At 58.9% G+C, this 11317-nt stretch carries 11 protein-coding genes; 3 read left to right on the plus strand and 8 right to left on the minus strand.

Going from position 1 to position 11317, the window contains the following annotated elements; all coding sequences use genetic code 11:
* Positions 1 to 119: 119 nt before the first annotated feature.
* The 7 genes from glpE to TU86_RS10610 form a co-directional block, all read right to left on the minus strand.
* Positions 120 to 449, minus strand: coding sequence for a thiosulfate sulfurtransferase GlpE (gene glpE, locus TU86_RS10580; protein WP_048364231.1), 330 nt, complete (start codon positions 447 to 449; stop codon positions 120 to 122).
* 20 nt (positions 450 to 469) lie between these two features.
* Positions 470 to 1354 (minus strand): symmetrical bis(5'-nucleosyl)-tetraphosphatase, encoded by an 885-nt coding sequence (locus TU86_RS10585; protein ID WP_048364232.1) that lies wholly within the window; start codon positions 1352 to 1354, stop codon positions 470 to 472.
* Positions 1354 to 1734 carry a Co2+/Mg2+ efflux protein ApaG gene (apaG, locus tag TU86_RS10590; RefSeq protein WP_048364233.1) on the minus strand — a complete coding sequence of 127 codons (381 nt, stop codon included), beginning with the start codon at positions 1732 to 1734 and terminating at the stop codon, positions 1354 to 1356. The genes TU86_RS10585 and apaG overlap by 1 nt, the downstream gene beginning before the upstream one ends.
* Positions 1735 to 1849: 115 nt before the next feature.
* Positions 1850 to 2668, minus strand: coding sequence for a 16S rRNA (adenine(1518)-N(6)/adenine(1519)-N(6))-dimethyltransferase RsmA (rsmA, locus tag TU86_RS10595; RefSeq protein WP_048364234.1), 819 nt, complete (start codon positions 2666 to 2668; stop codon positions 1850 to 1852).
* A complete protein-coding gene (gene pdxA, locus TU86_RS10600) occupies positions 2665 to 3654 on the minus strand; it encodes a 4-hydroxythreonine-4-phosphate dehydrogenase PdxA (protein WP_048364235.1) in 990 nt (329 codons plus the stop codon). Before pdxA ends, rsmA begins: the two co-directional genes overlap by 4 nt.
* Complete coding sequence (gene surA / locus TU86_RS10605) at positions 3651 to 4991, minus strand: peptidylprolyl isomerase SurA (RefSeq protein WP_193387776.1); 1341 nt, start codon at positions 4989 to 4991, stop codon at positions 3651 to 3653. The genes pdxA and surA overlap by 4 nt, the downstream gene beginning before the upstream one ends.
* Positions 4966 to 7716 (minus strand): LPS-assembly protein LptD, encoded by a 2751-nt coding sequence (locus tag TU86_RS10610; RefSeq protein ID WP_048364237.1) that lies wholly within the window; start codon positions 7714 to 7716, stop codon positions 4966 to 4968. Before TU86_RS10610 ends, surA begins: the two co-directional genes overlap by 26 nt.
* A gap of 131 nt (positions 7717 to 7847) precedes the next feature.
* On the opposite strand from TU86_RS10610, the gene TU86_RS10615 reads away from it, so the two are divergent.
* The 3 genes from TU86_RS10615 to TU86_RS10625 are packed head-to-tail and all read left to right on the plus strand — an operon-like array spanning position 7848 to position 10308.
* Entirely contained in the window at positions 7848 to 8873 is a 1026-nt protein-coding gene (locus TU86_RS10615; RefSeq protein ID WP_048364238.1) for an aminoglycoside phosphotransferase family protein, read from the plus strand.
* Positions 8870 to 9541, plus strand: a complete 672-nt coding sequence (murU, locus tag TU86_RS10620; protein ID WP_048364239.1) for an N-acetylmuramate alpha-1-phosphate uridylyltransferase MurU — start codon at positions 8870 to 8872, stop codon at positions 9539 to 9541. Before TU86_RS10615 ends, murU begins: the two co-directional genes overlap by 4 nt.
* 2 nt (positions 9542 to 9543) lie before the next feature.
* Positions 9544 to 10308: a TerB family tellurite resistance protein gene (locus tag TU86_RS10625; protein WP_048364240.1), complete on the plus strand. Its 765-nt coding sequence runs from the start codon at positions 9544 to 9546 to the stop codon at positions 10306 to 10308.
* 3 nt (positions 10309 to 10311) lie between these two features.
* On the opposite strand, the gene TU86_RS10630 is transcribed toward TU86_RS10625, so the two are convergent.
* Positions 10312 to 11310, minus strand: a complete 999-nt coding sequence (locus tag TU86_RS10630) for an alpha/beta hydrolase family protein (protein ID WP_048364241.1) — start codon at positions 11308 to 11310, stop codon at positions 10312 to 10314.
* Positions 11311 to 11317 lie beyond the last annotated feature (7 nt).

Consider the following 11317-nt stretch of genomic DNA (forward strand, 5'->3'; position numbering starts at 1 on the left):
GAGCTAAAGGATAGTTGGTTATGGGAGAGGTCAAGGCGAGATGCGTGATTTGTTGCGTTAGACCGTTGGTCTGGGGGGCGCCAGCCCACTGAATACGCGGGCTTGGCGTTTATTAAAAATTATTCGGCAGATCCTTCGCACGTTTCTTGCGGAAAAGTCTTGTGCCATAGTTCGAAGCCACCGTCCAGGCTGTACACCTCGCTAAAGCCTTGGCCAACCAGATAGGCCGCTGCACTTTGGCTGGAGTTGCCGTGGTAGCAGGCGACGATCAGTGGCGCGTCTAGATCGGCTTTGGTAATGAAGTCGTGCAGCGAATGGTTATCCAGGTGTTTGGCGCCAGTGATATGTCTGGCGGCAAAGGCTTGCGGGTCGCGGATATCAACCACTACGGCGCCTTGTTCGCGCAGTGTGTGGGCTTGCTGGGGCGGGATACGTTTGAATTCGGTCATGGGAAATTCCTGTGGCCTGACTACGGGCGCGTGGGGGTTGCGCCCAAAGGTTGGGAAGGGAGGGGAGCCGTGACAGGCGCCGCAAGGTGGAGGTCGTCGCAATCGCAGCTTAAACGCTGGCCGGTGTCGACATTGAGCAGGGTCATGGCCCCGCCCCAGACGCAGCCGGTGTCGAGGGCGAAAATCCCCGGCTCCTTGCAGTGGCCTTCCAGTGCGGCCCAATGCCCGAAGATGATCTTCAGGTCTTGCGTTTTACGTTCTTTGTAACTGAACCACGGTGCGTAATCGGGCGGGGCGCTGCCGACGCCTTCTTTGCTTTTAAGGTCGAGTTTGCCGTCGCGGGTACAAAAGCGCATGCGCGTGAAGTAGTTGGTAATCACCCGCAGGCGTGCGATGCCGGTCAGGTCGTTGTCCCACTTGGCCGGTTCGTTGCCGTACATGCCGTCGAGAAAAGGCCCCAGCAGGCTGTCATCCCTTAGTGCATGTTCCACTTCGCTGGCGTACTTGAGGGCTTTTTTCAGGCTCCACTGCGGTGGAATGCCCGCATGGACCAGTGCGGTATTACGCAGCAGGTCGTAGTGCAGGAGCGGCTGTTGGCGTAGCCAATTGAGCAGCTCGGCGCAATCCGGGGCGTCAAGGATCTCGCGCAACGTGTCGCCTTTTTTCAGGCGCTCAATATTGTGGCCCACTGCAAGCAGGTGCAAGTCATGGTTGCCCAGCACGCACACCAGTGATTCGCGCATGCGGTACAGATAACGCAGGGTCTCCAGTGACTCGGGGCCACGATTGACCAGGTCGCCCACCAGCCAGAGGGTGTCGGTGGTCGGGTTGAACGCTACCCGCTCCAGCAGGCATTTAAGCGGTTGCAGGCAGCCTTGCAGGTCGCCAACGGCATACACCGTCATCAGTGCAACGCTCCGGGTACGGCAAGGCGGAAGGGCGCGATGGTGGCTTTGAACTGATAGTTGTCGTCAGCCTGCATCAGATAACTGCCTTGCATGGTGCCGACCTTGGTCGTGATGACCGAACCGCTGCTGTAGGTGTGCTCTTCACCGGATTGAATCAACGGTTGAAGGCCCACCACGCCTGCACCACGCACTTCTTCGACGTGCCCGTCGCCATCGGTGATCACCCAATGACGTGACAACAATTGTGCAGGCACAGAGCCGTTGTTCTTCACCGTGATGGTATAGGCGAAGGCATAGCGATCCTGATCGGGTTGGGATTGTTCTGGCAAGTAACGGGTGACGACGCTGACGTCGACCTGATAGCGGGGATCAGACATTCTGAAGGCCTTACTTGAATGCGGAGACACAGCTTGGGATAAAACTGATGCCTGAGTCTAGGCCAAGACACGGGTACTAGGCCAGATGTGGCCTGTACCCGTTTTACGCGTTCAATCAGTCGGCAGCGGGCGCTGCAACCGGTTGTTCGCTGAGCTTGTCAGCCAGGCGCACAAAGGCGGCAAGGTCGAGTTGCTCAGGACGTTTGCTGCCATCGACGCCTGCGGCTTCGATTTCAGCGTTGCTGAGCAAGGCTTTAAGGGTGTTGCGCAGGGTTTTGCGACGCTGATTAAAGGCTTCGCGAACCACGCGTTCCAGCAGGCGATGGTCTTTGGCCGGGTGCGGAAGGACTTCGTGCGGCACCAGACGGACAATCGCGGAATCAACTTTAGGCGGCGGGTTGAATGCGCCCGGGCCTACGTTGAACAGATGTTCGACGCGGCAGTGGTACTGAACCATGATCGACAAGCGACCCCAGTCGCCACCGCCAGGCCCTGCGGCCATGCGCTCAACCACTTCTTTTTGCAGCATGAAGTGCATGTCGCGAATCAGCTCGGCGTTTTTCAGCAGGTGAAAAATCAGCGGCGTGGAGATGTTGTACGGCAGGTTGCCCACTACGCGCAGAGTGCGCGGTGCGGCGTTGAGGCTTTTGAAGTCGAACTTCAGCGCGTCACCCTGGTGCAGAGTGAAGTTGCTCATGCCGGCAAACTGCTGGTTCAGGATCGGGATCAGGTCTTTGTCGAGTTCAACAACGTCGAGCTGGCCGCCGCTGTCGAGGATGCCTTCGGTCAATGCGCCTTGGCCCGGGCCGATTTCCAGCAGTCGGTCGCAGGCCTTGGCATTGATAGCACGCAGAATGCGGTCGATAACACCGGCGTCATGCAGGAAGTTTTGGCCAAAACGCTTGCGCGCCTTGTGTTGGTATTGCTCGTTCATATACGGGTCTCGGCCATCTGGTAGGCGGTTTCCAGGGCGACTTGCAGGCTGCCGGTGTCGATCTTGCCGCTGCCCGCCAGGTCCAGGGCGGTGCCATGGTCTACGGAGGTGCGGATAATCGGCAAGCCCAGGGTGATGTTGACGGCGGCGCCAAACCCTTTGTATTTCAGCACGGGCAGGCCTTGGTCGTGGTACATCGCCAGCACTGCGTCGCAGTGTTCCAGATATTTGGGGGTAAACAGAGTGTCAGCAGGCAGCGGGCCACGCAGGTCCATGCCCTCGCTGCGCAGTAGCTCCAGGGTGGGTTCAATGATGTCGATTTCTTCATGGCCCAAATGTCCGCCCTCGCCAGCGTGGGGGTTGAGCCCGCACACCAGGATGCGCGGTTGGGCGATGCCGAATTTGTGTTGCAGGTCGGCGTGCAAAATACGCGTAACGCGCATCAGTCGCTCGGGGGTGATTGCATCGGCGACCTGACGCAGCGGCAAGTGCGTTGTTACCAGCGCCACGCGAAGTCCGCGGGTGGCCAGCATCATCACCACTTGTTCAGTGCGGGTCAGGTCGGCGAGGAATTCGGTATGGCCGCAGAAGGGAATGCCGGCCTCATTGATCACGCCTTTGTGTACCGGGGCGGTGATCATGCCTGCAAAGTCGCCATCGAGGCAGCCTTGGGCGGCGCGAGTCAGGGTGTGCAGCACAAAGGCTGCGTTGGCCTGGTCCAGAGTGCCCGCCGTGACAGGGGCGTGCAAAGGCGTATCCCAAACATACAAACTGCCTGCTGGCGCCGGATGCTCAGGCCAGTGGCCGGGGCTGACCGGCAGCAGGGTGACAGCCACACCGAGCTGCGCGGCCCGCTCAGTGAGCAGGTCGCAGCTGGTGATGGCAATCAGGGGATGTGGCTGGTGTTGCGAGGCGAGTAGCAGGCACAGGTCTGGACCTATGCCTGCCGGTTCGCCGGGTGTCAGTGCAAAACGCGGGTTTTTCACTGTGCTGCCTGGTCGGCGTTCTCTTGCGAGGTGGCGCCAGGCAGTTTGATCTCTACATAGGCTTCATCGCGGATCTGACGCAGCCAGGTTTGCAGCTCTTCGTCGTACTTGCGGTTACGCAGGGCGTTCATGGCCTGTTGTTCGCGTGCTTGAGACGTGCTGTCAGTGGCGCGGCGGCCAAGCACTTCCAGTACATGCCAGCCGTATTGAGTCTGAAACGGCTTGGACAGTTTGCCTTGCGGGGTATCAGCCAGGACCGCGCGGAACTCAGGCACCAGCGAATCCGGGTTAACCCAGTTCAGATCGCCGCCGTTAAGCGCCGAACCCGGATCTTCGGAGAAGGTTTTAGCCAAGGTCGCAAAATCTTCGCCCGCTTCGATACGGTCGTGGATTCTTTTGATCAGCTCTTGCGTCTGCGCTTCGGTACGGATTTCGCTTGGCTTGATCAGAATGTGGCGTACATGCACCTCGTCCACCACCACAGACTCACCGCCACGTTTGGCATTGAGTTTGAGGATGATGAAACCGCCAGGCGTGCGAATAGGCTCAGTGATCTCGCCCACCGGCATTTCACTCAATAGCCGGTCGAACGGTGGTGGCAGTTGGGCCGCTTTACGCCAGCCCATGTCGCCGCCTTCCAGCGCAGTATCGCTGCCCGAGCGTGCGATTGCCATTTGGCCGAAGTCAGCGCCTTTTTTCAGCTGGTTGTAGATATCAACCGCTTGTTTGTAGGCGTTCTGGATCGCTTCCGAATTCGCGCTTTCAGGCGTTGGAATCAGGATGTTGGCCAGTTGGAACTCTTCGGACATTTGCATCTTGCCCAGATCGGACTTGAGGAAGTTTTGCACTTCCTGATCGGTCACCTGAATGCGCTCCGCCACACGGCGTTGACGCACACGGCTGATGATCATTTCGCGACGGATCTGGTCACGGGCATCTTCATACGACAGGCCATCATGAGCCAGCGCCTGACGGAACTGGTCAATGGTCATGTTGTTGCGCTGGGCAATCGTGCCTACAGCCTGGTTCAGCTCTTCATCGGTGATGCGAATGCCCGAGCGCTCGCCGATCTGCAATTGCAGGTTTTCGACGATCAGGCGCTCCAGCACTTGCTGATCCAGAACGCTGGCAGGCGGTACGCCCTGACCGCGCTTGGCGATGGTCTTCTGAACTTCCTGAACCCGCTGGTCCAGTTGGCTCTGCATGATCACGTCGTTATCGACGATGGCCACGACTTTATCCAGAGGCTGAACCGCGGCGTGAGCCGCGGTACCCAGAAACAACGCGCCCAGCACTAGCGGGCGCAGACACTCAGAAAGCTTGATCTTCACGTTCACGATAACCTTGGATGCCTTTGTCGAGGAAGCTCTCTACTTTGGTGCCAACAACGCCACCGAGACCTTTCAGCACAATTTGAAGGAAGAGACCATGGTCGCCCTTCTCGTTTTGAGGGGCTTCTTGGGTGTATTCGTCGTTGGAGACCCAGTAACGGTTGATCAGACGAAGTTTCCAGCAGCAGTTGTCGTACTCGAAACCACCGAAGGCTTCCAGTGTACGGTTGCGGTTGTAGTCGTACTGCCAGCGGCTGATCACGTTCCACTGCGGCACGATCGGCCAGATCACCGAGAAGTCGTGCTGCTTGATCTTGTAGTAATCCTTGATGTAGCCAGGCTGGCCTGGAGACAGGTAATCGCCTCCGCCAACGGTCCACTTACCGGTGTACTGGTCGTAGCGAACCTGGTCGTTGCGATAACGGAAGCCAGCGTTGACCACCTTGTTCGGGTTGTCTTCAGGCTGGTAGTGCATCATCGCGCTGCCAGAACGCGGGCTGCGGGTTTCCGGGTCCCAGTTGTAGTCAGCGGTTGCACGCCAGTCGCGGTTGAAGCGGTAGGCGTATTCCAGTGCATACGGGGAAACGTTGGAGGTCGCGTCTTTACGGTCGTCGGAAATGCCCGGCAACTGAACTTTGCGGTCCTTGAAGTAGTAGGCCTGGCCGACGCTGACGCGTTGGCGTTCAAAGCCGTTGTCCTCGATCCAGCGGCTGGTCAGGCCCAGCGACAGTTTGTTCTCGTCACCCACGCGGTCCGAACCGGTGAAGCGGTTGTCACGCCAAAGCGAGGAGTAGCTGAACGTGCTTTCGCTGGTGTCGAAGATTGGAATGTCGCTTTGATCGCGCTCGGGCACATACAGGTAGAACGCACGAGGCTCAAGGGTCTGACGGTAGTTGGTGCCAAACCATTGAGTGTTGCGGTCGAAGTACAGGCCGCTGTCGATACTGGCGATCGGGACGCTACGGGTTTGAGAACTATTGTATTGCTCCCCTTTCAGCAAGGTCTGTTTGCCTTTGGTGTCCAGATCAAGATCGTACTGGGTGTACATGTACTTGAGCGATGGGGTCACGTAGCCGTAGCTCGCGGTCATCGGCAAGCTCATGCTCGGCGCAAGGTTCAGGCGCGTACCGTTTGCGCGGGCCAGGCCTGCGACACGGGTATCCAGTCGGCTAGCGACAGTGCCGTCTTCGTTGGTGTAGTCGCCGTTTTCCAAGCTGCGCTCAAAGCGAACAATCTCGGTGTCGTATTTGAAGTCCAGACCGCCCGGGTGGTACGGCAACGCACCGTTGAAGGTGATTTGCGGCAACTTGTTGTACGGCGTGATCTGGGTAACGGTGGCCATTTGATAGGCCTGAGCGTTCAGCGTGGCGTTGTAGGTGTCACCACGGTAGGTCACCGAACCTTGCTGGTTCACATATTCGCGGCTTTCAACACCGATCTGGTCGCTTTGCAGGTCCTGGAAGTAATACGGGTCGCTGATCTTGGTGTAGTCCACCTGCGTCAGTACGCGCGAATCCAGGCCACCCTTGTGCTGCCAGTTGAGCATGTAGCGGGTGTCTTTGTAGTCGGTCTGGTCTTTGCGCTTGTCATCCTTGTCGTTCAGATAAGCGGCACCAAACTGACCTTCGCTCGACTCGGTCAGGTAGCGGAATTCGCCTTCCATCAACAAGCCGCGCTTGGTCATGTAACGCGGGTACAACGTGGCGTCGTAGTTCGGCGCCAGGTTGAAGTAGTACGGGGTCACGAGCATAAAGCCGGTGTCGGTGCTGCTGCTGAAGGACGGCGGCAGGAAACCGGACTGACGGCGGTCGTCGATCGGGAAATAGATGTACGGGGTGTAGAAGATCGGAATGTCTTTAACCCGCAACGTCACGTTGGTGGCCGTACCGAAGCCGGTGGCCGGGTTCAACGTGATGTTGTTGCCCTTGAGTTGCCAGGCGTTGCTGTTCGGTTCGCACGTGGTGTACGTACCATCCTTGAGGCGGATGATGGCGTTTTCACCGCGCTTGGCGTACAGCGCACTGCCGCGAATGCGCGACTTGTGCAGGATGTATTCAGCGTTGTCGACCTTGGCTGCGCCGGTGTCGAGCTGAACATCGGCGTGATCGCCGACAATCAACGCACCGTTGTCACGCAGACGGACCTTGCCGTTCAGCTCGCCCCGGTTTTCAGCCTGATACAGGCTGGCTTCGTCGGCTTCGATCTGCATGCTGCCCTGACGCATGACAACGTCACCGGCCAGCGTCGCGATCTGCTCTTCCTGCTGGTAGCGGGAAGCCTTGGCGCCGATAAAGGTCGGGGAGTCGCTTTTGCTGGTCGGGTCATTCATGCCCGGACGGATTGGCTCGATGTAAGCGCCCGAGCAATACGGGCCGGTTTCGGCCAGTTGTGCAGGGGTCAGCTTGTCGCGCTCCACCCAGTCGAGGTGACTGTAGTCGGCACTGCGCGCTTTCAGACCACGGCCTTTGGCTTCTGTCACCAACGGGGTCTGGGCGACTTGCTCGATCGTCTCGCCACTGGCGCCGACCGATGCATCGCTGTGAACCGGGCGCGGCGGCAATTGAGCCGTCGTCGCTTTCGGTGCGCAATCCCAGCCGCCCGAAGCCGACACGGAACAGTCATACTGCTCCTCGGCAACAGCGAATGGCGCAGCTAAAGGTTGCATGGCCAGCAAACTGCCGGTTACCAGCAACGGAAATTTTTTACGAAACGCGGGGGATTTCAATGCCATCTTATTAGTCCGGGCTTCCTGCGTGCCATCAGCCCGCGGTGGGGGACCGCACGCCTCTCGATGGTCTGGAAAAGATGCTGGATAATAAAGCATGACCCGCTTGACGGCTAGGGCCGTCGGAGACCCACGCAATGCCTGACCAAGATGTACGCCTGCAACACCTGAAAGTTTGGCTCGATGAGCAATTATCTGCCCTGTTTTTAAATCAAGGTTGGGGCCTCGTACCCCCGGCCACGTTGACTGCGGCCAGCAGCGATGCGAGCTTTCGGCGGTATTTTCGCTGGGAGGCCGAGGGTCGCAGTTTTATCGTCATGGACGCTCCGCCCCCCCAGGAAAACTGCAAACCTTTCGTCGATATCGCCGAATTACTGCGCACAAGCGAAATAAATGTGCCGAAAATTTTTGCTCAGGACCTCGAACGCGGGTTTCTTTTGCTCAATGACCTGGGCAATAAAACCTTTCTTGACGTTATTAATGAAGATAACGCCGATGAGCTGTTCGACGACGCCATTGAAGCGCTGCTGGCCTTTCAGCAGTTGCCAATGACCGAGCCATTGCCCAGCTATGACGTGGCCTTGCTGCGCCGCGAGCTGGAGTTGTTCCCTGAATGGTACGTACGCCGTCACTTGGGCATTGAGCTGGATGAGCAACAGCAGGCGCTGTGGCAGCAGGTCAGCGATCTGTTGATCGACAGCGCCCTGGCACAACCCAAAGTGCTGGTGCACCGCGACTTTATGCCGCGCAATCTGATGTTGAGCATCCCCAACCCCGGCGTGCTGGATTTCCAGGACGCGGTATATGGCCCGGTGACCTATGACATCACCTGCTTGTTCAAGGATGCATTCCTCAGTTGGCCAGAGGAGCGGGTATTGCAGTGGCTGAGCAACTATTGGGAGAGCGCGCGTCATCTGGCGATTCCCGTGCAGCCGGTCTTGCAGGACTTTTTGCGTGCCAGCGACCTGATGGGCGTGCAACGTCATTTGAAGGTGATCGGTATCTTCGCGCGTATTTGCCACCGCGACGGCAAGCCGCGTTACCTGGAGGATGTGCCGCGCTTCTTCACCTATATAGAAGCGGTACTGGCGCGCCGTCCTGAACTGGCGCAATTGGGTGAGCTGTTTGTCAGTCTGCGTCAGCCCGCCGAGGCGCCCCTATGAAGGCGATGATTCTGGCTGCGGGCAAAGGCGAGCGTTTACGCCCCTTGACCCTGCACACGCCAAAACCGCTGATTCGTGCGGGCGGTGTGCCTCTGATCGAGTACCACCTGCGTGCGCTGGCCGCCGCAGGTTTTAGCGAGATCGTGATCAATCACGCCTGGCTCGGTCAGCAGATAGAAGATCACTTGGGTGATGGTTCACAGTTGGGTGTCAGCATTCAGTACTCCGCTGAGGGCGAACCCTTGGAAACCGGCGGCGGGATTTTTAAAGCATTGCCGTTGTTGGGCGATAACCCGTTTGTGGTGGTGAACGGTGATATCTGGACCGACTATGACTTTAGCGCCCTGCGCCAGCCGCTTGCCGGGCTTGCGCATTTGGTGCTGGTGGATAACCCGGCGCACCACCCCACAGGTGATTTTTGCCTGATGGACTCGCAGATCAAAGATGCACAACCGAACGCGCCCACGCTGACCTACAGCGGCATCGCTGTACTCAGCCCCCAGTTGTTCAGCGGCTGCACGGGCGGCGCGTTCAAGTTGGCGCCGTTATTACGTACAGCCATGGCCGCCGGCCGTGTATCAGGAGAGCGTTTGCTAGGGCATTGGGTAGATGTAGGTACGCATGAGCGTTTGGCTGAGGTTGAGACCTTGATCAAGGGCGCTCACTAATTATGCTGTGGCCAGGGACCCTGATCGGAGCCGGAGGTGGCTTTTTGATAGCCAGTATTCCGGGGGCCATGCTCGGTGCATTGCTGGGGCAGGCGCTGGACCGGCGCCTGCAACTGCACAGCTGGGCGCATCTGCGCGAACGGCTGGGCGGACGTGCAGTGCTGCGCAATGACGAACTGCTGTTTGTGTTGCTCGGTCGTCTGGCCAAAAGCGGTGGGCGAGTGGTGGATAAACACATTGAGCAGGCGCGCCAAGAGATGCGTTTGCTCGACATGAGCGCGCCTGCGCAGAAGCGGGCGATTGGCGCCTTCAATCGTGGCAAGTCTGGCAATGAGTCATTGCGCGGTTATTTGCGGCGCCTCAAGTCACAGCCACACGCCGCAGAAGGTGTTTTGCGCGCGTGCTGGCGGATGATCATTGCCGATGGCCGGGTCGACACCCGGGAGCGTGAATTGATTGTGCGCTGGGGGCGTTGGCTGGGTTGGACCCCGCAACAGATTCAAGCGTTGGGCGCTGATTACGAGCCTCAAAAAAGGCCGCTGGCAACGCGTGGCGGCACGTATCAAGAGTCGCTCAAGCTGTTGGGCGTCACCGACCAGAGTGATCCGGCGCAGATCAAGCGCGCCTATCGACGTTTGCTCAGCCGTCATCACCCGGACAAGGTGGCAGGCTCCGGTGCAAGCCCCTCCCAAGTGCTTGAGGCGACCGAGACGACCCGCGAGCTGCATCACGCTTACACGTTGATCCGCCAGCGTCGCGGGTTTTGAGCGTTACTTATCCACAGGCTGCGGGCTGAGCCAGCCGCGAATTCGGCGAAACAACTGTTCTTGCTCGGCCTCGCGGTTGCCTGGAATCGCCGCTAACGCCACCTGTTTAAACTCTCCGCCATTCACCCGCTTGCTGGCTTGCAGCCGTTGCAGGGCCGCTTTACGCGCCATAGCGTTGTCTTTATAGAAGACGTCCAGCAAGGCGACTTTGAGCGTCGGGGTCATTTGGCTCAAGTCCGCCTGGGCCTGAGCCGGTGTCTGCGCGGCCACCATCACCAGTTTCGACACGTGCGCGGGTTGTTTTTCGGCCACATAGCGTGCCGCCCAATACGCCCCCGTGCCGTGCCCCAGCAATACGATGCTGCGCACATTCTGCTGCTGTGCGAAGGCAATGCTTGCCTCGATACGGGCGAAGATGCGCTCGGCATCGGCGGTGTTCATCTCTTCACGCGTGGCGAGGGGCGTGACGTCCGGCGCCGGGTTTTCAGTGCCGACGCTGGCTGCCTGTTCGATAGGTTTGGCTGTGGTGCTGGCGTCTTTACTGCTACTGTCTGGCGCTTGTGGCGTAGGTAATTTCTCGGGTTCAACGGTGCGCGCCTGACTGGCTTCGCTTTGCAGGTCTGGCAAGCTCAGGCTCAGGCTGGCCCAGTTGGCGTCCGGCAGTTTGTTGCGCAGCGGGCTGATGGCCAGCGGCCAGTCAGCGGTTTCGCCTGCACCGGGCACGATAATCACTGCACCGCTGGGGTCGTTGCTGTTGGCGGGTTTCCACAGCGCAAGGAAGGTGTCCTCACCCGCTTGCAGCTGTTGCTGTTCGTGCTGCGGGAGCTGTCGTTCAAGCGCAGTCGCGTCTTCCTGGCTACGTTCGAGCAAGGGCTGACGCTCAACAGGTTGAGGTTGTGCAGGCTCGGCAGCGGGCTGCGGCTCAGCAGCGTACACCGGTAATGCCAAGGGCAGCAGTAACGACAGGCACAGGGCTGGCAGCGCCAGACGGTAAGAAGACATCAGTTTT

Origin of the sequence: Pseudomonas weihenstephanensis (assembly GCF_001043055.1) — a bacterium.
Taxonomy (GTDB): domain Bacteria; phylum Pseudomonadota; class Gammaproteobacteria; order Pseudomonadales; family Pseudomonadaceae; genus Aquipseudomonas; species Aquipseudomonas weihenstephanensis.

Excerpts from the sequence above, each read along its gene's own strand:
- glpE (WP_048364231.1), bottom strand. The coding sequence starts at position 449 with ATGACCGAATTCAAACGTATCCCGCCCCAGCAAGCCCACACACTGCGC.
- TU86_RS10585 (WP_048364232.1), bottom strand. The coding sequence starts at position 1,354 with ATGACGGTGTATGCCGTTGGCGACCTGCAAGGCTGCCTGCAACCGCTT.
- apaG (WP_048364233.1), bottom strand. The coding sequence starts at position 1,734 with ATGTCTGATCCCCGCTATCAGGTCGACGTCAGCGTCGTCACCCGTTAC.
- rsmA (WP_048364234.1), bottom strand. The coding sequence starts at position 2,668 with ATGAACGAGCAATACCAACACAAGGCGCGCAAGCGTTTTGGCCAAAAC.
- TU86_RS10610 (WP_048364237.1), bottom strand. The coding sequence starts at position 7,716 with ATGGCATTGAAATCCCCCGCGTTTCGTAAAAAATTTCCGTTGCTGGTA.
- TU86_RS10615 (WP_048364238.1), top strand. The coding sequence starts at position 7,848 with ATGCCTGACCAAGATGTACGCCTGCAACACCTGAAAGTTTGGCTCGAT.
- murU (WP_048364239.1), top strand. The coding sequence starts at position 8,870 with ATGAAGGCGATGATTCTGGCTGCGGGCAAAGGCGAGCGTTTACGCCCC.
- TU86_RS10625 (WP_048364240.1), top strand. The coding sequence starts at position 9,544 with ATGCTGTGGCCAGGGACCCTGATCGGAGCCGGAGGTGGCTTTTTGATA.
- TU86_RS10630 (WP_048364241.1), bottom strand. The coding sequence starts at position 11,310 with ATGTCTTCTTACCGTCTGGCGCTGCCAGCCCTGTGCCTGTCGTTACTG.